Origin of the sequence: Pandoraea sp. LA3 (assembly GCF_022696215.1) — a bacterium.
In the GTDB taxonomy this organism is placed as follows: domain Bacteria; phylum Pseudomonadota; class Gammaproteobacteria; order Burkholderiales; family Burkholderiaceae; genus Pandoraea; species Pandoraea capi.
In genome coordinates this window covers 117106-137217 of record NZ_PTPY01000022.1, presented here as the reverse complement: position 1 = coordinate 137217, position 20112 = coordinate 117106, and the positions used below count along the sequence as shown (strand labels likewise).

Sequence of the window (20112 nt, the reverse complement as noted above, 5' to 3'; positions counted from 1 at the left end):
GGTTCGGGGCTGGTTTCGGGGTGTTCGCGGGTTTGACCGGGCATTGGCGAGGCGATAGCATGACGCCATTCCATTCCACCGTTCCGGCCCGCCCGACACATGCCCAAGCCTAACCCTTCGCGCTCGCCAGAACCGGCGAGCGCCGCACCGTCCGACTTGCGGCAGCTCACGTCGTTTCAACTGCGTCAACTGACGAACATCTACACGAAGGGGTCGTCGAGCGTCTATGAGCGCAACTTCGGCCTGACGCTCAACGAATGGCGTTCCATCGCGCTGCTCCACAGCAGCGCGGGCATGTCGCTCAATCGCCTTGCCGAGCAGGCGCAGTTCGATCGCGGGCTGATGAGCCGCACGGTCAGTGCGCTCGAAGCGCGGGGCATTCTCCAGCGCAGCACCGACAGCGCCGATGCGCGCGGCGTCGTGATCTCGCTCACGGCGACCGGCCGCGATCTCGTCAAACAAGTCTTTCCCGTTGCCGAAGAACTCAACGACCGGCTGTTGTCCGTGCTGACGCGCGCGGAGCGCGATGCATTGCCAAAGATACTTGACAAGCTCACGTATCAGGCGAGGATCATGCTGGATCAAGAGCGGGAAGAGGCTGGCGAAGACCTGTAACGTTGTTGGATTTTGCGCGGTAAATTGTTTGACATTGAATCATATGTCCCTTAGATTGACGAGCATCGTCAATGCGCGTCTGCGCGGTATTTCGAGGGAATTTTCATGCTTCAGACCCGCCTCACTCGGCTGTTGAATATCAAATATCCCATCATCCAGGCCGGGATGAGCTGGGCGTCGTCCAACGCGGCGTTGCCGATTGCCGTGTCCAATGCCGGCGGTCTGGGCGTGATTGCGGCCGGGCCGATGTATCTCGATGCCTTCCGCGACACCGTGCGCGAGGTGAAGGCGGCGACCCAAGGCGCGTATGCCGTCAACATCCCCTTGTACCGGCCGCAGGCCGAGCAGTTTCTCGATGTCATCGAGGAAGAAGGCGTGCCCGTCGTGATCGCGTCGCAGGGCGGTCCGAAGGCGCATCTTGCGCGCTTCCAGTCGCGTGGCGTTCGCTGGATACACGTGGTCTCGACGATGCCGCATGCGCGCAAGGCGGCGGACGCCGGTGTCGATGCTCTCGTGGTGGTCGGTGCGGAGGCGGGTGGACATCCGCCGGTCAATGGCGTGAGCACGCTCGTGGCCGTGCGCCGAGCCGTCGTCGAGTTCGATCTGCCGATCATCGCCGGAGGCGGTGTTGCGGATGGCTATGGCGTTGCGGCGTTGCTCGCGCTGGGTGCGGACGCCGTGCAACTCGGTACACGCTTTCTGGCCACCCGCGAGGCAGGCGTGCACGAGAATTACAAGCGTGCCGTGCTCGATACCGACATCGACGGTACGACGCTCGTCGGCGTGCGAGGGTTGCCGGTGCGCATGACACGCAACCGCTTCGCCGAACGCGTGCTGCTTGCCGACAAAAACGAGCCGGACGATGCGGCGTACGACACACTCTTCAAATCCAGCTCGCTCAAGCAGGCGGCGCTCGACGGCGACACCGACTGGGGCAAGGTGGAACTCGGCCAATCGGCCGGGCTGATCGGCGACCTGCCCGGTGCGGCGGACGTCATGGCCCGGCTCGTGGCGGAATGCGAGAGCGCAGCGCACCGGCTCGCGGGCTGACCCGCTCGGCCTCGGCCACCAACGCCGGCATGGACGACGTCCGCGCACGGATTGCCGCCGGTCGTCGATTTCGTCATTTTTTTGTAATTTCTGCGTCAGTTCTCTGACGTCCCCCGCTCCTTAGACTGGCTTCACGTTGTTCACCGCAACGTCCGTATTCGGATGAACGAAGTCACGAAGTCAACTCAAGGAGCTCACATGCCCACTCGCCAACTGCGCGCTATCGCTGCGCGTACTGCTACTGCCGGCGCGCTGTTTGCCGCCGCCGCTGCTGCCGTCTTCCCCGCCCTGTCCGCGCATGCCGCCCCGGCGGCTACCGGCCCGATCAAGAACATCGTGCTGGTGCACGGCGCGTTCGTCGGCGGTGCCGGCTGGCGTCCGGTCTACGACCTGCTGGTCAAGGACGGCTATCACGTCACGCTGGTGCAGGAGCCGCTGACGTCGTTCCAGGAAGACGTGACCGCCACCAAGCGCGTGCTCGACGGTCTGGACGGCCCGGCAGTGCTGGTGGGCCACAGCTACGGCGGAGCGATCATCACCGAAGCGGGAAATGACGAACACGTCAAGGCGCTGGTGTACATCGCTGCGCACGCGCTGGATGTGGGCGAAACCGAAGCCAGCAACGGCAAGAAGTTTCCGAATCTGACCAAAGCGGTCGTGAAGACGCCGGACAACTACCTGTACCTGAACCCGAAGGACTATCCGGCCGACTTCGCCGCCGACCTGCCGCGTGCGCAGGCCGAATTCGAAGCTAACGCGCAGATGCCGACGGCCGCCTCGGTCTTTACCGCCCTGATCCCCGATCCGGCATGGAAGACGAAGCCGTCGTGGTATATGGTGGCCAAGGCCGACCGCATCATCAACCCGGATCTGGAACGGATGTATGCTGCACGTGCCCATGCCCACACTGTCGAGATCGAAGGCGCCAGCCACTCGGTGTACGAGTCGCATCCGCAAGCCGTGGCGCGTCTGATCGAAGAAGCGGCGAACGCAGCGGGCAAGTAAGTCTGCGAGTAAGCTGGCGGTGACCGACGGTCGACCGCCAACCGGATGGCGGCCCTGGAGGCCGCCATGCCGCTATCGCCATTGGATTTTTGAGAGCCTGCCGACACCATGCGCATTCTGGTCATAGACGACGAAGCGAAGACTGGCGAATATTTGCAGAACGGCCTGACCGAAGCCGGGTATGTGGTCGACGTGGCGTCCAACGGCATCGACGGTCTGCATATGGCGCAGGAGCTGACGTACGACCTGATTCTGCTCGACGTCATGATGCCCGGCATGGACGGCTGGACCGTCATGCGCAAGCTGGGGGATCGCACGCGCACGCCGGTGTTGTTCCTGAGTGCCCGAGGCACGCTCGAAGACCGTCTCAAAGGGCTCGATCTCGGCGCGGACGACTACCTTGTCAAGCCGTTTTCCTTTGCGGAGTTGCTCGCACGCATTCGCATCATTCTGCGACGCGGGCAGCCACAGTCGACCGACGATGTCTTACGTGTCGGCGATCTTTGCGTCGATGTCACCAAGCGTCGCGTCGAGCGCGGTGGCGCGCGCATTACGCTGACCAACAAGGAATTCAATCTGCTGCACTTCTTCGTGCAGCACCCGGGCGAAGTCCTGTCGCGCGCGCTGATTGCATCGCGCGTGTGGGACATGAATTTCGACAGCGATACGAATGTGGTCGACGTGGCGGTGCGACGTCTGCGGCAGAAGATCGACGAGCCGTTCGCCACGCGGTTGATTCACACCGTGCATGGCGTGGGCTACCGCTGCGAGGAGATCGAATGACGGCCTTCTCCGGCACTACGGAAACGGTGCACGACAAACGCATGTCGCTCAGCACGCGGCTGGCGCTTGGCTTTGCGCTGATGGCGTTCGTCGCGATGGCGGTGGTCGGCTTCGCGTTGTACTGGAAGCTTGAGGCGCAACTGGTAGTGCGCGACGATGGCGCGCTGGTCACGCGTGTCGATCAACTGCGCACGTTGATGCAGGATGTCGACGCGCACGATCTCATTCGCGACAAGCCGCATCTGTTCGCCAACATGCTGGGGAACACCGAGTCGCTGCTGGTCGTGGGATACCCCGGCGAGCCGCCCCTCATCGAGGTGAATCCCGGGCGAGCGATCGTGCCGCCGGTCACGCCCGTCGCACCCGACGCTCCGTTGACGCTCGACGCCGTGCATCACACGCAGGCGGCTGATGGCACCCCGTTCATCTACGTCGCTGCGACCGCGCATGGGGTTGCCGGCCAGCGCGATCTGCAAATCATGTCGGGTCGCCTGATGACCGAGCGCACGCGCATGCTGAGCGATTACCGCACCCAGATATTCCTGTTTGCGACGACAGCGGCCTGTCTCGCGGCGCTGCTCGCGTTCTGGCTGGCGCGGCGGGGCATGCGTCCGCTGCGGCGGCTGGCGGTGCAGACCGCGTCCATCGGCGTCGGCACGCTCTCCACGCGGCTGCCGCAACGCGATACCCCGGCCGAACTCGATGCGCTCGTCGTGTCGATCAACGCGATGCTCGGACGGCTGGAGCGGGGCTTCACGCAATTGCAGCAAGTCTCGGCCGACATGGCCCACGACTTGCGCACGCCCATCGGTAACCTGCTGGGGCAGACGGAGGTCGGTCTCAGCCATTCGCGCGAGCCGGTGTATTACCAGCGTCTGCTGGGATCCAACTTCGAGGAACTGCAACGTCTTTCGAAGATGATCGACAACATGCTGTTCCTCGCGCGTGCCGAACACGCGGATCACGCTATCGACCGCCGTTCGCTGGACGTGGATGATGAATTCGAGCGCATCGCCGATTACTTCGAGGGGCTGGCAGACGAGCGTGGCCTGCGCATCGAGCGTGAGGGCGACGGCCAAGTGCTGGCCGACGCGCAACTGCTGCGTCGCGCGATGGCCAACCTGCTGGCAAATGCGGTGCGGCACGCGAACGAGGGCAGCGCGATTCGCCTGATCGCCGAGCAGCGCAGCGACGAGACGCTGCTGCATGTGGAGAACCTTGGCGCGACGATCGAGGCGGCGCATCGCGATCGTTTGTTCGACCGGTTTTACCGGGCGGACGCGTCGCGTCAACGGTCGTCCGAGTCCAGCGGTCTCGGGCTGTCCATCGTGCGAAGCATCATGCAACTGCACGGCGGCGCGTGGCGCGTGACGAGCGAGAACGGCGTGACGCGTTTTACGCTGGCGTTCCCGAAGGCGTGACGCCCGTGGGCGTCACGACCGAATGCCCTGATTTCCCGATTTTCCTATCGCGTCCCGCCGTTGATCGGGAAGTCGGGCTTGGCATCCTTCGCCGTCAATCCCCATTTCTTCAGCAAGAGATCGTAGGTGCCGTCCTTCTGAAGTTTGAGTAACGCCTGCCGGATCAGGTTGGCCAGTTGCCTGCCTTTCTCATCGACCCCGAAGCCGATCCCGTAAGGCGCTTCCGCGTTGTAGTAGACGACCTTGTACTTCGCGGGAAACTTGCTCTCGTTGTAGTACCCGATCGGCGAATCTACCCACGCCACCTGACTTGCGCCGGTCGACAGCGACAATAGCGTCATGTTCGAATCGGGGTAGGTGGCTACCGTCACCGGTTGCTTGCCCGCCTTCTGACATTTATCGCTCAGTACGCTGGCCTTTTCCATGGTCGCCGTGCCGCGTGGCAGCGCGAGTTGCATGCCGCAGAGATCGTCGAGCGATTGTAGTGTCTTCGCCTTGGACGGCAGCGCGATGACCGTCAGCCCCATGTCCAGATAATCGACGAAGGTCACGACTTTCTGGCGCGACGTGAAGTCCGAGAGCGACAGCAGGACATCGAAGCGGTTGGCGCTCAGCCCCGGAATCAGCGCATCGAAGGAGGATTGCGCGAGCCTGACCTTCAGATCGAGCACCGCCGCTGCGGCGGACAGCAATTCCGGCGTGAAGCCGACGATATTTCCGTCAGCGTCGACGAACTTGATCGGCGCGACATCGGGATTGACGCCTGCCGTGAGCGTGCCCCGATCGCGATAGAACTTCGGCACCTGCGCGGCCAGCGCCGGATCGACTTTGGGGGCGGGCAGGGGCGTTGTCTCCACCGCGTAGGCCGCGCCGGAGACGCCAAGTGACAGCGCGGCAAGTGCGGTGGCACAAGCGATGGAAAATACGCGACGTGTCGCGCAGAGGAAGTGACGAGTCATGCGAAGGCCTCGGTGAAAGGGACGTGCCGCGCACGTCCGGATGGCGATGAATGCCGGCGGGTCATGCGGCTCGCTGCGGGCTGTGGGCGAAGTCCCGGTGATGCCAGAGCAGGCAGTCGGCCTCCCGCGCGTCGTTAACGGTGGCCTTGACGATCTGGCCCACGATGATGCTGTGGGTGAATCCGTCATGCACCTTTGCCAACTGACATTCGAAGACGACGACCGCGTCGAGCAAGGTCGGCACGTCGAGATCGCCCGTGCGCCAATGCGCGGGATCGAATCGATCCGGGCCGCGCAGCGACGTGAAGCGTCGCGCCACCGGCAACTGCTCGGCCGATAGCAGATTGACCGCAAAGCGCCGGGTGCGAAGCAGGATGTCGTGCGCGGACGCCGACTTGTTGACGCATACGAGAATCGTTGCCGGGTCGGCCGACAGACTGCATACCGAGGTGGCGATCAGTCCGGCGGGCGTGCCGTCCTCATAAGTCGTCACCGCCGTGATGCCGCTGGCGAAACACGTCATGGCGTGACGGAAGACGTCGGCGGAAATTTGTTCGTTCATGCTCATACCTCATGATCTCCGAAGAAGCGGAGGCCTCATTCAGTCACTGTGAATCAGTCAATCAGTCGCCGTAATGCAGCGTACCGAGTCCGAGGTTGCCACGCAGCGTGCTGGCGGCGTACTCGGTGCGGAACAGGCCGCGACGTCGCAGTTCGGGCAGCACGAGCTCGACGAAGTCGTCGAGGCCGCCGGGAAGGATGGCGGGGCACAGGTTGAAGCCGTCCGCAGCGCCCTCGCGGAACCATGCCTCCATGTCGTCGACGATGTCCTCGGCCGTGCCGATGAGCTGACGTCCGCCCGAGGCCCGGATCTTGTAGAGCTGGCGAATCGTGAGATTGTCGCGACGTGCCATTTCGATCAGGCCGTTGCCGATGCTGCTCACCGGCCCGGAACTGATATCCGGCACCGGGCCGTCGAGGTCGTAGCCGGAGAGGTCGCCCAGCGTGCTGTACAGGATCGACAGGCCGCTCAGCGGATCGATCAGCTCCTGCAACCGATCGAACTTGTCTTGCGCTTCCTGCCGGGTTCGGCCGACGTAAGGCGTCAAGCCTGGCATGATCAGGAGTTGATCCGGCGTGCGGCCATATTTCGCGAGACGGCCTTTCAGATCGGCGTAATAGGCCTTGGCCGACGCAATGTCGAATGAGGCGCTGTACACCACGTCGGCATTCTTCGCCGCAATTTCCCGGCCAGCCTCGGCCGCACCCGCCTGCACGATGATCGGACGGCCTTGCGGGGTTCGGGCGGAGTTCAGCGGCCCCCGCACCTGAAAATGTTTCCCCTTGTGGTTGGGGACATGCAGCTTGTCCTCGTCGTAAAACACGCCCGAGGCCTTATCCCGGATGAAGGCGTCGTCTTCCCAGCTATCCCAGAGCTTCTTCACGACGTCGACGAATTCGTCGGCGCGTTCATATCGCACTTCGTAGCCGAGATGCTCGTCGCGATTGAAGTTCCACGCTTCCTGCTGCGACCAGGACGTGACGACGTTCCAGCCCGCGCGACCCGCACTGATGTGGTCGATGGAGGCGTACTTACGCGCGATGTGGAAGGGCTCGTTGTACGTGGTCGACGCGGTGCCGACGAGGCCGATGCGCGACGTGCACGCGCCGATGGCCGCGAGCAGCGTGAGCGGTTCGAGTTCGGCATTCTTCGCGTCGCGCGCTGCCGAACCGCGAGGCGTGTCGGAGGCCCTCACGCCGACGCCGTCCGCAAAGAAAATCATGTCGAACTTCGCGGCTTCCGCCTTGCGTGCGCTTTCGAGAAAGTAGTGGAAATCGATGGCGCCGTCGGCCGGCACATCGGGATGCCGCCACGCGGCCATGTGATAGCCCAGATAACGCATCGAGACGCCGAGTCTCATCATTCCGTCGTTTGACATGTCGAATCCTGTTTTATCGAGTTTGTTATCGCGTGGGATGGGCGGGCGTGCGTCGTCATCCGCGCACATTGGCGAGAAAACGTTTGCTGCGCTCCGTGCCCGAGCCCTGGAAGATGTGTTCGGGCGGTCCTTGATCGACGATGCGCCCGCCATCCATGAAGACGACGTGATTCGAGACCTTGCGGGCAAAGTCCATCTCGTGCGTGACGACCACCATCGTGGTGCCGGCGCTCGCCAGTTCCTTCATGACGTCGAGCACCTCCTGCACCAGTTCCGGGTCGAGCGCGCTGGTGGGCTCGTCGAAGAGCATGACCTCGGGCTCCATGGCGAGCGCGCGGGCGATGGCAACGCGCTGCTTCTGGCCGCCGGAGAGTTGGGACGGGTAGTGGTTCATCTTGTCCGACAGGCCCACTCTCGCGAGCAGATACTTGCCGCGTTCGATCACGTCCTTGCGCGCGGCGCCGCCGACGATGCGCGGACCGGCGAGCACGTTATCGAGCACCGAGTAGTGCGGAAAGAGATGGAACCCCTGAAACACCATGCCGAAGTAACGTCGCTGACGATCCAGTTCGCGCTTGGGCAGGCGCACGCAGCGTGTGCCGCGCATCTCGCTGCCCAGCACTTCGCCGTTGAAGGTCACCACGCCGGCGTCGATCAGGTCGAGCATGTTGATGCAGCGAAGCAGCGTGCTCTTTCCCGACCCGGAGGGGCCGATGATGGCGACCACGTCGCCGCGATAGAGGTTGAAGTCGATGCCGTGCAAGGCGGTGAACGTGCCGAACTGCTTCGTCACATTACGCATTTGCAGCAGCGGGGGCTGCGCGCGCAGATGGATCGCATCGTGGGTCGTGTTCATCACGGATGAACTCCTTTGCCAAAGCGCTTTTCGAGCAGGAGCTGACCGCACATCGCCAGACTGGTGAGGAACAGATACCAGAGACAGGCGACGGTCAACAGGGGAATGGTCTCGAAGGTCGTCGAGTAGATCAGTTGCACGGTCGTGAGCAACTCCACGTAGCCGATGACCGAGGCGAGCGATGTGTTCTTGAACATCGTGATCAGCTCGTTGGCCAGCGGCGGAATGATGACGCGCACGGCCTGCGGAATGACCACGTGCCACATCATCCGGAAGTCGCTCATGCCCATAGCCTTGCAGGCTTCGCGCTGACCCTTGTCGACCGCGCCCAGGCCGCTGCGAAAGATCTCGGCGCTGTGGCCGCCCAGGTAGATCGCCAGCCCGATCATGGCGGCGCTCAGGCGTGAGATCACGTTGCTCGTATCGATGTCGAACAGGTTCATGTTCAGGAACGGCACCGGCAGATAGAAGCGGGGCACCAGCGCCGAGATGAAGAACAGGAAGAGCAGCATGGCGAGCGTGGGCGTGGCCCGCACGATCCAGATGTAGGCGAAGGCTGCCCCGCGCAGTACCGGGTTCTCCGCCATGCGACAGGCCGCGACGATGCCGCCGAGGACCAGACCGAGCGCACTGGCCAGTGCCGTGAGGATCAGCGTGTTGCGCAGGCCGGCAAGCACGCGGGCATTGAAGAGGTAATGCCCGACAACGTCCCACTGCCAGCGCGGGTTGTCGATGAACCATTGGTAGAAAAGGATCAGCGCTACGCCGAACAGGCCGTACCAGAGCCAGTCCGATGTCTTCGGACGGGGATGGATGCGCTGGTCCGCAGGCGGTGCCGGTACGGCGTCGTCGCGCGCCGCCGGTGGCGGGAGCGTGTACGTGGTTTCGTTACTCATGGGGTGAGTCATCCTCTCGAATATTGGGGTAAACCCCTTTTTCAATACATCTCGTTATTGCCGGTTTTTTCGTCGCCTGACCCCATAGAATGGGGAGATGTAAGAAGGTTAGAAAGTCAAAATCCGCTTGTGAAATGCTTTCTTTTTGCAAATCGATAATGTTTTGTTATTGGGTGCGCAGATGAAACTCCGCCAACTTGAGGCCTTCCGTGCCGTGATGCTTCACCAGACGGTCACGCTCGCGAGCGAGATGCTGCATATCTCGCAGCCCGCGACGACGCGTCTGATCGCGGATCTGGAGCGATCGCTGAAATTCCGGCTGTTTGAGCGCGTGAAGGGACGGCTGTATCCGACGGTGGAGGCGCGTGCGCTCTACGAGGAAGTGCAGCGCTCTCTGGCGGGCGTGGATCGCATCGCCCGGGCGGCGGACGAGATTCGGAACATGCAGCGCGGCACGTTGCACGTGGCCGCCGCGCCGGCGCTGGCGCTTTCGTTCCTGCCGCATGCCATTTCGGACTATCTGAAGACCCGGCCCGAGGCGCATGTCTCGATGGTCATGCATTCCACGCGTTCGATCGTCGACATGGTCGTGGGGCAGCGTTGCGATGTCGGCTTCGCCCGTCTGTCCCTGAGCCATTCGACGGCCCACGGCGAGCGACTGGTGGCGGCGAAGATGGTCTGTGCGCTCCCTGCCGGGCACCCGCTATGCGACCGGGCGGCCATCGGTCCCAAAGACCTGGCGGGCGAACGTTTCGTGGCGCACCCGCGCAGCGTGGAGGCGCGACTGCAAATCGATGCGTTGCTCGCGGCGCATGGCGTCGAGGTCAAGCTGCAAATGGAGAGCCAGATTTCCTACGCGATCTGCTCGTTCGTCGAGGCGGGGGCCGGCGTCGCGCTGATCGACGCCTTCAGTGCCTGGAGCTATCGGGGGACGGGGGTGGTATTCAAGCCGTTCGAACCGGCGATCTTTACCGATACGTCCGTGTTGACGCCGTCGCAGCGGCCCACACCGTTGCTGCTGAACTCGTTCGTGGAACACGTGCGCGCGTTCGCGAAGGAGAAGCTGGGCGACGCCATCGTTACCGGCACATGATTCGGCGGGGCGGCGTTTCGTATAATTCCGCGCTGGCAATATTCCTTCCCCTAATGCGGGTATCTCGCGGCAACTCGCAGAGCTCGCAGGCATTTGCAGACACCCGTATGAACAGCAGGAACAAGGCGACACTCATTGGTCTGAGCGCAGTAGTGCTCTGGGCGTCCATCGTGGCGCTGATTCGCGGGGTGAGTGAGAGTCTCGGGGCGACGGGCGGGGCCGCAGCGATCTACACGGTGGCGTCGTTGTTCCTCGTGACGTCTGTGGGATTTCCGAAACTCGGCACTTTCCCGCGCCGTTATCTGCTGTGGGGCAGTGTGCTGTTCGTCTCGTACGAGCTGTGTCTGTCGCTGTCCATCGGCTACGCAAATACGGCGCGTCAGGCGATCGAGGTCGGCATGGTCAATTACCTGTGGCCGACGTTTACGCTCGTGAGCGCGATCGTGTTCAACAAGCAGCGGGCCAACTGGCTGGTCGTGCCCGGGTTCGTGCTGTCGATGCTTGGCATCTGCTGGGTGCTCGGTGGCGATCAGGGGCTCGATCTGCCGGGCATGGCGCTCAACGTGGCCGACAATCCGCTGAGCTACGGTCTGGCGTTCGTCGGCGCCATCATCTGGGCCGCGTACTGCACGGTGACGGCCAGAATTGCCGACGGCAAGAACGGTGTCACGCCGTTCTTCATGCTCGTTGCCGTGGCGTTGTGGCTCAAGTACTTCGCGGGTGGGGGCGGCGCCATGACGCTCGATCTGCATGCCGGCGTCTACCTCGTGCTGGCTGCGGCGGCGATGGGCTTCGGATACGCCGCGTGGAACGTCGGCATTCTGCGGGGCAACGTGACGATTCTCGTCGGCGCGTCGTATTTCATCCCGGTGCTGTCCGCCGCGCTCGCGGCACTTGTGCTGCACACGCCGCTGTCCGCGCCGTTCTGGTGGGGCGCCTGCATGGTCTGCGGCGGCTCGATTCTCTGCTGGCTCGCTACGCGTGCCGGGCGCCGTGAGGCGCAGGTGCGCACGGGCGACGGCGTCTGACAAGCCGATACGGCACTTCATGCACCAAAGGGCAATGCGTTGCCCGAAATCCCGATAGTCCTCTGGCCGGTCCTGCGCAAGACTGGTGAGCCTGCGTCGCACGCCCACCCGCCCGGCAAGGAGACTTTCATGGCCAAGGCAGACCCCACGTCGGACGATGTCTCGGCCATCGATCTGTCGCTGGTACAGGGCGATCTCGGCTTCCATCTCCAGCGACGCCTGCGGCTCATCCCCGACATCGGCATGGGGACGGTGCGACGGGCGCTCATCTTCGCCGCCGTCAGTTGGCTGCCGCTTGCCGTCTGGGCGGTCCTGACGGGCCGCGCCACGCACCATGACAACCCGGACGACACGCTGGTCGCCCACTTCGGCATTCACGCGCGCTGTCTGATCGCCATCCCGTTGATGATTGTTGCCGAGGGGATTGCGCAGAAGCTGATGCCGCCGCTTTTCCGCTACTTCGTCGACAGCGGCATCGTCACGCCGCAGACACTCCCCGAGTTCAGGGAAAGACTCACGCGCATTGCGTTGCTGCGCGATCGTACGGTGCCCTGGGTGATCATCTTTGCAGCGACACTGGCGTGGTCGACGGTCGGCGCCGTGGTCGAGCGTGCCGAAGACATGACATGGATGAGCCCGGGCGACGATATCGCCAGCATCACCTTCGGCGGATGGTGGTTCATTCTCGTCATTCGTCCGCTATTCACTGTCTTGCTGCTCGCCTGGCTGTGGCGGGCGTGCCTGCTGTTCATTCTGTTGTGGAAGCTCGGCAAGATGCCGCTTGCGCTGGTGCCTTCGCATCCCGACCGGGTTGCCGGCCTCAGTTTCGTCGAGCGCATGGCGTTCGTGTTCAGCCCGGTGGTATTCGCGATTTCGGCTGTCGTGGCTGCGTCCTTCGCGCACGAGGTCGTCTATCACGGGGCAAGCGCTTTGCAGATGAAGACCTTGCTGATCGCAAGTGCGGCGCTCATCTCCATCGTGTTCCTCATTCCGCTGTTGCCGTTGGCGATGCCGCTGGGAGCGCTCAAACGTCGCGCCATCTTCGAGTACGGGAGCCTCGTCGGGCATCACGACCGGTTGGTGCATCAGCGATGGATTCTGCATCGCGACGTGGGCAAACCCGAGATTCTGGATGCCCCCGAGCTGGGCCCCGTCGCCGATATCCATGCAATCTACGAGGCGGTGGCGCGCATGCGGTCGATGCCGTTGAGCAAGTTGTCCGTGGTTGCGATCGTGATCCCCGCCACCGTGCCCATGCTCTACGTGGCGGCGCTGCAATTGCCGCTGTCCGCCGTGCTGGGCAAAGTCGTCAAAGCGCTGGTCTGACGGGGACGCCGCCATGACAACGCCTTCGACGCCTCCTGCCTCGCCGTCTTCATCGAATTCGTCTGCGTCATCCCTCCTTGCGGAGCCGCCACAAAATACCGGCGGATGGTTCGGCACACTGGGTCTTACGCTGCTTGCCGTGGTGCTCGCGGTCGTGATCGTGATCGGCGTACGGGCGACGTTGCTGTACGAGGGGCGTCGTGCCGTGCTCGATCATGCGCGCGAGGCGAACCACCGTGCGGCGCTGCTGACGGCACACGTCGTCGAGCGCGACATCGCGGCGTGCATGCGCGCACCGGACGGTGTGGGCAAGGCCGATGCCATGTCGCGGTGTCTGGCGCAGTTCGAGCAGCGCCCCGACGGCAAGGGGGAGCGTTCCGCCATCGATGCGGGGTACTTCCCGCGCCTGTTCGCGGGCGTCGTTGCCGGCTCGCACGACACCGTTTCGTTGCTCGGCCCCGATAGCAGCGTGCTCGCCAGTACCGACCCGCAACGGCGGGGCACGCATCCGGCGCGGCCCGCTGCCGCTGCCGGCGCTACGCCTGCGGATGACGTCGACGGTGACTTTCTCTACGTCTGGCAGCCGCTCACGGACTTGCCGCTGCATATCGAGATCCGGTCCGCCAAGCGGGAGATTTTCGCGGACTGGCGAGATCGCGCCTTCTGGGTCGCGGGCCTGACGGCGGCGCTGGGTGCCGGTTGTGCCGTGCTTGCAACGCTGCTGGGCCGACAGCGACGTCGCCGAAAGCTGGCCGAAGCCGCGCTGCAACGCATGGCGAGTACCGACCCGCTCACGGGGCTGGCCAATCGCCGGACGCTGGACGAAGCGTACGACCGAGAATGGCGCCGTGCACAACGCGAACACGCGCCGCTGTCGCTGCTGTTCATCGACGTCGACCATTTCAAGACGTTCAATGATCGGTACGGGCATCCCGCCGGCGACGAGGCGCTCGTTGCCGTCAGTCATGCGATATCGCGCTCCATCCGCCGTCCCGGCGACGTTGCCGGCCGATATGGCGGCGAGGAATTCATGGTGATTCTGCCGAGAACCGACCCCTGCGGGGCGCGTGATGTCGCCGAACGCATACGCGTTGCCGTGCGCGCCGCCGCTATCGAGCACGACGGAAGTCAGCACGGGCACGTGACGGTGAGCATCGGTGTGGCGGGAACGGGGCCGATCCCGTTGGGCACACCCGACCTGCTGCTGCAAGCGGCGGACGAAGCCCTTTATTCAGCGAAAAGCGGCGGTCGCGACCGCGTCACGATTCACGCAACCTATGGAGGTGTCCCATGTCCGGCGATCTGACTCTGGAGCAGCGCAAGGCGGCTGGCAAGATGGCACGCGAACGGGCGGCGCGCGCCCAGCAGGCGGAAGTCGGGAACGTGGACCGTGATCCCGTCGCGTTGCTGCGGCAGAACAGCGCCGGGCGGGTGGATGCGCTTGTGCCACTGCGATACGGCCGCATGTCGGTCTCACCGTTCACGTTCTATCGCGGCAGCGCGGTATTGCAGGCGCACGATCTGGCGAAAACACCGTCGACAGGCTTCCACTTCCCGATCTGCGGCGATGCCCATCTGATGAACTTCGGCGGGTTTGCGACGCCGGAACGTCAACTCGTGTTCGATCTCAACGACTTCGACGAAGTGGCGCCAGGGCCGTGGGAGTGGGATCTCAAGCGGCTCGCTGCGAGCTTTGCCATCGCGGGCGAACACATGAGCGTGGATCGCGGGACGATTCGTGACATTGTGGCGATGGCGGTGCGCGAGTACTGTGAGCGCATGACGGAGTACGCGGGGTACAGCGCCCTCGATCTCTGGCATGAAATCGTCACCTTCGAGCGCATGGCCGGGACGGCGGTGACGAGCGAAGGGCGGCGCCTGATCCGCAAGACGGCGCAGAAGGCCGCAGGTCGTTCACACGAAGCCATGCTCGACAAGATGGCCAAGCTTCAGGACGGCAAGTGGATCATTCAAGATGCGCCACCGGCGCTGTTCCATCCGTCCGGACCGAATTCGCTGCTGGGTAACGCGCAGGCCTGGTCGGATACGAAGGCATGGAAGGGCAAGCTCGCGCAGGCGTTCGACGAGTACCTCGGCACACTGCCGGTCGACAGGCGCGCACTCATCGGGCAGTTCCAGCTTCAGGACATCGCCTTCAAGGTCGTGGGTGTGGGCAGTGTCGGCACGTTCTGTCTCGTGATGTTGTTCGTCGACGCGCATGGCAAGCCGCTGTTCCTGCAAGTCAAGGAAGCGCGTGAATCGGTCATCTCTCACTATTTCCCGACGGGCAAGGTCACCCATCAAGGGTTGCGCGTGGTGGCGGGACAACGACTGCTGCAAGCGGCGAGCGACGCTTTCCTCGGCTGGACGACCGGCCCGAACGGTCGCAACTTCTACTTCCGCCAGTTGCGCGACATGAAAGTTTCGGCAGACGTCGAGCGCATGAGCGACACGATTCTGTCGGGCTACGCGCGCATCTGCGGCTGGGCGCTTGCACGGGCGCACGCCAAGTCGGGCGGGATGGCCGTGGAGATATCGTCCTACGCGGGCGACGGGAAGCGTCTGGCCGATGCCATGACCGAGTACGCGCTGGCTTACGCGATACAGAATCAGAAGGACTATGACGCCTTCATTCGTGCCTGCCGCTCGGGCAAGCTGGTGGCGCGCAGCGACGAGGACATGGCGTCTGATTTCCGCGTGTGAGGATGGTGCGATATACGACAGACACGCCGGTCTGCGGGCTACGCGCACGCTTGCGAAGTCATGCGACGTTGCGCGTCGCCCGCTCCACTGCGGCCAGCAGGTCGCTGCCGAGAAACGGCTTTTTCAGAAGCTCGTGCGCGCCGATGGCATGCACGGCTTCGCGTAGGGGCGACGTGTCGTGGGCGGTGACGAAGACCACCGGCGGGCGCGGCAAGGGCAGCGAGGCGTAGAACGCCGGTCCGGTGGCGCCCGGCAGCTGGATGTCCGCGACGAGGCATCGGGCACGTGTCATGGCCTCGACGATGCCGGCGTCCGTTGGATTGGAAAACGCACGGGTGGGGTAGCCGGCGATGCTCAGCAGTCGCTCGATGGCACGACGCAAGCCTTCGTCATCTTCGAGAATCGCGACGAATGTTTCCGACGGTGGCGGGCGGCGAGCATGTTCCATATGACGTCATTCTTCTGCGGAACCTGCACGGCCTTCTATCGGGACTTGGGGCAAAACCGATTCCCCCTGGGGCAATTCAATGCGGCGTGACTTGCTCGAACGAATCGCCGCTCCGTGTCGATTCGCCCGCGAGCGCGGTGGGTGCAAGCGGCAACCAGAGAACGAACTCGGTGCCGCGAACCGCTTTTCGCCGTGCGGTGACCGTGCCTCTGTGCGCCTCGACGATGGAGCGCACGATGGACAACCCCAGACCGGTGCCGCGTGACTTTGTCGTGTAGAACGATTCGAAGAGTTGTTCCACGCTCTCGTCCGGTATGCCGACGCCGTTGTCACCGACAATCAGCTCAACGCCGTCCTCCCATGTTTTCGTTGCGATGGACAACACGCGATCCGGATGCTCGGCATTTTCCATCGCGTCCATGGCATTGATCGCGAGATTGAGCAGTACCTGCTGTAACTGCACCTGATCGGCGAGGACTTGCGTGCCGTGCGTGTCGAGCGAAACATCGACCACGATGCCACGACGTCGCGCTTCCGGACGGACAAGCGAGGCGGCGCGCTCGAGGACGGCATCGAAATCGACGGGCGTGAAGGTAATCGATTGCTTCTGAAGCAGGGCCCGCAGACGCACGATGACATCGTTGGCGCGCAGGGCGTCACGCCTGACGTCGTTCAGGATTTCGCCAATCTCGCGCATGGCGTGAGCGTTGTCGGGGGCGTCGCGCATCAGGAGACCGGCGGCGTCGACGTTGCTGAGAATGGCCCCGAGCGGCTGACCGACCTCATGGGCAATCGATGCGCTCAGTTCGCCCACCGTGGCGATGCGTGCGGCTCGCGTGAGGTCGGCCCGCCGTGTGGCGGCCTCGTGTTCGGCGAGCTTGCGTTCGCGGCGTTGCTTGAGCAGGGCGAGAATAGTGATCGACTGCGCGGCGATGACGAGCAGGACAAGGAGCGCCTCCACCGGCGGCGCTCACGAGGCCTGCAAATTCGCTTCGGGAGCTCGCCGCTCGGCGTTGCGCAGCAATTCGGCGAGCGACGACGCCCCGAGCTTGCGCATGAGATCGGCCCGGCAACTCTTGATGGTCCGCTCGCACAGACCGAGTTCGGCGGCAATCTGCTTGTTCCGAAGCCCTTTCGAGATGCCCTGCAATACCACGCGTTCACGGCCGCTGAGCGTCGAGTCGGTGTCGCCGCTCAGCGTCTCGCCCGGCGGGGATTTCGCATGTGCCAGACTGATAGCGGTCTCGACAGCGCCAACCAGGGCATCGCGTCCAAACGGCTTGATCAGAAAATCCACGGCGCCGCCTTTCATCGCTTCGACCGAACGCGCCACGTCGCTGTAGCCGCTCATGAACACGACCGGTAACGAGGAATCCTGACGACGCAGCGCGCGTTGAAGGTCGAGCCCGCTCGGGCCGCCAAGCTCGAGATCGAGCAGCACGCAGCCGGGACGAGCGTCGGGCTCGCTGACGAGAAATTCCCCCGCCGAGGCGTACTCCTTCGTGTGATAGCCCGACGCGCAGAGCAGGCGCGAGAGCGCCGCGCGCATGGAAGCGTCGTCGTCGACGACATGCACTACCGAATCACGACACTCGTTCATGGCATCCCGCGTCATACGCGCCTCTGTCAGATTCCCCGGTTCGGATATGCCTTCATCCGGCGTAAGAATTTTTCCGGTGAAGGTTATTTAAATTACCAAAACAAGTATTCGAATAATTCCTGTGGAAATTGTTAAGGAGATTTTTAATGGATATCTCGAATATCGAGCGTTTTTGAATTGATAGCACCTCTGAATAAATTCGTAAAGACCGTTTTTTTGATGCGACGTGAGTGATCTCTCGGCATACGGCCGTTTTAACGGCATATGTGCCGGCTTCGCCTCCGATGATCGTCATGGCAGCTCATATGAGAATGCGCTGCTGCGCTGTGAGAATTCGGGTCTCGGATCGTGTTCCCGTTGCCCCAGGGGGCGGATGCTTTTTCCCCAAACACCTATGTCAATGTCGAAAACCTCCGCAGAGAATGACTTCCGTTGATTCACGATCACGATGTCGTAACGATTCTCCATGTCTGTGCGGAGGAATTCATGAAACGTCAGTCGGTTGTTGCCGTGATTGCGCTGATCGCTGCGACCCTTTCCGGGCAGGTGGTGCACGCGCAGTCGTCTCCTGTCGCGCCCGCGGATGCGACGCGCGCCACGCTCGATGCGAATGCGAAGCTTCGCAATTTCCTTCCCTTCGCGAACAAGCAGGATTTCGAAGATATCCAGCGCGGTTTCATCGCCGATTTGTCGGATCCGGTGATCAAGGGTGCTGCGGGCAATACGGTCATCGACCTGACGCAGTACGACTTTCTGAAGCAGAACATGGGGGGGGAGGCGCCGCCCACGGTGAATCCGAGTCTGTGGCGGCAGTCGCAACTTCTCTCGGCGCATGGCCTTTTCAAAGTGGTCGACGGCATCTATCAGGTGCGTAACGTCGATCTCGCGAACATCACTTTCGTGCGCGGCAAGACGGGGTGGATCGTGATCGATCCGCTGACGTCGGTCGAGACGGCGAAGGCATCGCTCGATCTCGTGAACAGCAAAGTGGAGAAGCTGCCGGTGACCGGCGTGATCTTCACGCATAGCCACGTCGATCACTTCGCCGGCGTTCGTGGTGTTGTCGACGAGAAGGACGTGCGCTCAGGCAAAGTGCCACTGGTCGGCAGCCGGGACGATCACATTGTTCGAGTCGAGCAAGCTCATCAAGAAGACGGGCGAGACGCTCAACATCGACGGTGTGGACATCGTCTTCCAGATGGCGCCGGGCACCGAAGCGCCGGCGGAAATGCTGTTCTACTTCCCGCAGTTCAAGGCGATCGATCTGGCCGAGGATGCCACGCACACGTTGCATAACATTCTGACGTTGCGCGGCGCCAAGGTCCGTAGCGCGCAGAAGTGGGCGCACTATCTCGACGAAACGTTGCGCCTCTGGGGCAAGGATGCCGTCGTCTCCTTCAGCAGTCACCATTGGCCGCAATGGGGTAACGAGCGCGTCGTGGAGCATCTTGAGAAGCAGCGCGACCTGTATCGCTACATCAATGACCAGACGCTTCGCATGGCCAATCAGGGCATGACGATGCATGAGATCGCGGACCAGTTCCAGTTGCCCGATTCGCTGGCCAAGGAGTTCTACAGCCGGGGCTATTACGGCAATCTGAAGCACAACGTGCGCGCGACATACCAGTTGTATCTCGGCTGGTGGGATGGCAATCCGGCGAACTTCGATCCGTATCCGCCGACCGACGAGGCGAAGCGCTACGTGGCCCTCATCGGCGCGGACAAGATGCTTCAGGGAGCGAAAGCGGCTTTCGACAAGGGCGATTATCGCTGGGCGGCGGAACTCACCAACAAGGTCGTGTTCGCGCAACCGACCAATCAGGCCGCGCGCAATCTCGAAGCGGCATCGCTCGAACAGTTGGGCTATCAGGCGGAGTCGGGCCCAGCACGTAACTTCTATCTGAGCGGTGCGCAGGAGTTGCGGGGCGGTGTCCACAAAGTGGCGACACCCAACACGTCGTCACCGGACATCATCCGCGGCATGACCACCGAGATGTTCCTCGACTTCCTGGCCATTCACCTGAACGGGCCGAAGGCGGCGGGCAAGGCGTATGCGTTCAACGTCGACTTCCCCGACACAAAGGAGAAGTACGCGCTGACGGTGAAGAATGGGGTGATGAACTACAGCAAGGACACCGTCTTGCAGACGGCAGATGCCAACATCAGCCTGAATCGAACGACGCTGGACGACATTGCGCTCGGCAAGTTGCAGCTTGGCAATCTGGCCGACAGCGGACAGGTGAAGTTCGACGGCGACCGCGCGAAGTTCAAGGAAATGCTCGGTCTGTACGACAAGTTCGATTTCTGGTTCACGATCGCGGAACCGTGATTCGTACGGACGTCCCGCTGTAATGAAATGCCCGCCCGTTCGACGACGTGCGGGCATTTC

21 protein-coding genes are annotated in these 20112 nt (G+C 63.0%); 12 read left to right on the top strand and 9 right to left on the bottom strand.

Annotated features, from left to right (window positions below):
* Positions 1–99: 99 nt before the first annotated feature.
* The 5 genes from C5N93_RS04935 (at position 100) to C5N93_RS04915 (ending at position 4874) form a co-directional block, all read left to right on the top strand.
* On the top strand, positions 100–615 hold the full coding sequence (locus tag C5N93_RS04935) for a MarR family winged helix-turn-helix transcriptional regulator (protein WP_069340115.1): 516 nt from the start codon (positions 100–102) through the stop codon (positions 613–615).
* Between the two features lie 105 nt (positions 616–720).
* The gene (locus tag C5N93_RS04930; protein ID WP_242558479.1) at positions 721–1665 is read left to right on the top strand and encodes a nitronate monooxygenase; all 945 of its coding nucleotides are present in this window, start codon (positions 721–723) and stop codon (positions 1663–1665) included.
* Between the two features lie 198 nt (positions 1666–1863).
* A complete protein-coding gene (locus tag C5N93_RS04925) occupies positions 1864–2670 on the top strand; it encodes an alpha/beta hydrolase (RefSeq protein WP_242558478.1) in 807 nt (268 codons plus the stop codon).
* A gap of 108 nt (positions 2671–2778) precedes the next feature.
* Positions 2779–3453, top strand: a complete 675-nt coding sequence (locus C5N93_RS04920; RefSeq protein ID WP_242558477.1) for a heavy metal response regulator transcription factor — start codon at positions 2779–2781, stop codon at positions 3451–3453.
* Positions 3450–4874 carry a heavy metal sensor histidine kinase gene (locus C5N93_RS04915; protein ID WP_242558476.1) on the top strand — a complete coding sequence of 475 codons (1425 nt, stop codon included), beginning with the start codon at positions 3450–3452 and terminating at the stop codon, positions 4872–4874. Before C5N93_RS04920 ends, C5N93_RS04915 begins: the two co-directional genes overlap by 4 nt.
* 44 nt (positions 4875–4918) lie before the next feature.
* Here C5N93_RS04915 and C5N93_RS04910 read toward each other — a convergent pair whose 3' ends face one another.
* From C5N93_RS04910 to C5N93_RS04890, 5 genes are all read right to left on the bottom strand, one after another.
* Positions 4919–5833, bottom strand: coding sequence for an ABC transporter substrate-binding protein (locus tag C5N93_RS04910; RefSeq protein WP_242558475.1), 915 nt, complete (start codon positions 5831–5833; stop codon positions 4919–4921).
* 61 nt (positions 5834–5894) lie between these two features.
* A complete protein-coding gene (locus C5N93_RS04905) occupies positions 5895–6395 on the bottom strand; it encodes a flavin reductase family protein (RefSeq protein WP_242558474.1) in 501 nt (166 codons plus the stop codon).
* A 61-nt stretch (positions 6396–6456) separates the two neighbouring features.
* On the bottom strand, positions 6457–7773 hold the full coding sequence (locus tag C5N93_RS04900) for an LLM class flavin-dependent oxidoreductase (protein ID WP_242558473.1): 1317 nt from the start codon (positions 7771–7773) through the stop codon (positions 6457–6459).
* A gap of 55 nt (positions 7774–7828) precedes the next feature.
* Positions 7829–8629: an amino acid ABC transporter ATP-binding protein gene (locus C5N93_RS04895; RefSeq protein WP_069340110.1), complete on the bottom strand. Its 801-nt coding sequence runs from the start codon at positions 8627–8629 to the stop codon at positions 7829–7831.
* Positions 8629–9525, bottom strand: coding sequence for an amino acid ABC transporter permease (locus C5N93_RS04890; RefSeq protein ID WP_242558472.1), 897 nt, complete (start codon positions 9523–9525; stop codon positions 8629–8631). Before C5N93_RS04890 ends, C5N93_RS04895 begins: the two co-directional genes overlap by 1 nt.
* 181 nt (positions 9526–9706) lie before the next feature.
* Here C5N93_RS04890 and C5N93_RS04885 point away from each other — a divergent pair, with 181 nt between their 5' ends.
* From C5N93_RS04885 to C5N93_RS04865, 5 genes are all read left to right on the top strand, one after another.
* Entirely contained in the window at positions 9707–10618 is a 912-nt protein-coding gene (locus tag C5N93_RS04885) for a LysR substrate-binding domain-containing protein (RefSeq protein ID WP_242558471.1), read from the top strand.
* A 107-nt stretch (positions 10619–10725) separates the two neighbouring features.
* Complete coding sequence (gene yddG / locus C5N93_RS04880) at positions 10726–11646, top strand: aromatic amino acid DMT transporter YddG (protein ID WP_242558470.1); 921 nt, start codon at positions 10726–10728, stop codon at positions 11644–11646.
* A 129-nt stretch (positions 11647–11775) separates the two neighbouring features.
* Positions 11776–12972, top strand: a complete 1197-nt coding sequence (locus C5N93_RS04875; protein WP_242558469.1) for a hypothetical protein — start codon at positions 11776–11778, stop codon at positions 12970–12972.
* Between the two features lie 13 nt (positions 12973–12985).
* A complete protein-coding gene (locus tag C5N93_RS04870) occupies positions 12986–14278 on the top strand; it encodes a diguanylate cyclase (RefSeq protein ID WP_242558468.1) in 1293 nt (430 codons plus the stop codon).
* Positions 14263–15675, top strand: a complete 1413-nt coding sequence (locus C5N93_RS04865) for a DUF2252 domain-containing protein (RefSeq protein WP_242558467.1) — start codon at positions 14263–14265, stop codon at positions 15673–15675. Before C5N93_RS04870 ends, C5N93_RS04865 begins: the two co-directional genes overlap by 16 nt.
* Positions 15676–15733: 58 nt before the next feature.
* On the opposite strand, the gene C5N93_RS04860 is transcribed toward C5N93_RS04865, so the two are convergent.
* The 4 genes from C5N93_RS04860 to C5N93_RS28430 all read right to left on the bottom strand — a co-directional run bounded on the left by C5N93_RS04860 (position 15734) and on the right by C5N93_RS28430 (position 18749).
* Positions 15734–16123, bottom strand: a complete 390-nt coding sequence (locus tag C5N93_RS04860; protein ID WP_242558466.1) for a response regulator — start codon at positions 16121–16123, stop codon at positions 15734–15736.
* Between the two features lie 76 nt (positions 16124–16199).
* Positions 16200–17084: an ATP-binding protein gene (locus tag C5N93_RS04855; protein ID WP_242558465.1), complete on the bottom strand. Its 885-nt coding sequence runs from the start codon at positions 17082–17084 to the stop codon at positions 16200–16202.
* A gap of 9 nt (positions 17085–17093) precedes the next feature.
* Positions 17094–17723, bottom strand: a complete 630-nt coding sequence (locus C5N93_RS04850) for a response regulator (protein WP_242558464.1) — start codon at positions 17721–17723, stop codon at positions 17094–17096.
* Positions 17724–18014: 291 nt separating this feature from the next.
* Positions 18015–18749: a hypothetical protein gene (locus tag C5N93_RS28430; protein WP_242558520.1), complete on the bottom strand. Its 735-nt coding sequence runs from the start codon at positions 18747–18749 to the stop codon at positions 18015–18017.
* Here C5N93_RS28430 and C5N93_RS28425 point away from each other — a divergent pair.
* Both C5N93_RS28425 and C5N93_RS04835 read left to right on the top strand, forming a co-directional pair.
* Complete coding sequence (locus C5N93_RS28425; protein WP_242558516.1) at positions 18648–19019, top strand: MBL fold metallo-hydrolase; 372 nt, start codon at positions 18648–18650, stop codon at positions 19017–19019. The two genes, C5N93_RS28430 and C5N93_RS28425, sit on opposite strands and share 102 nt — an antisense overlap.
* The gene (locus tag C5N93_RS04835; protein ID WP_347403292.1) at positions 18922–20052 is read left to right on the top strand and encodes an alkyl sulfatase dimerization domain-containing protein; all 1131 of its coding nucleotides are present in this window, start codon (positions 18922–18924) and stop codon (positions 20050–20052) included. Before C5N93_RS28425 ends, C5N93_RS04835 begins: the two co-directional genes overlap by 98 nt.
* Positions 20053–20112: the final 60 nt, after the last annotated feature.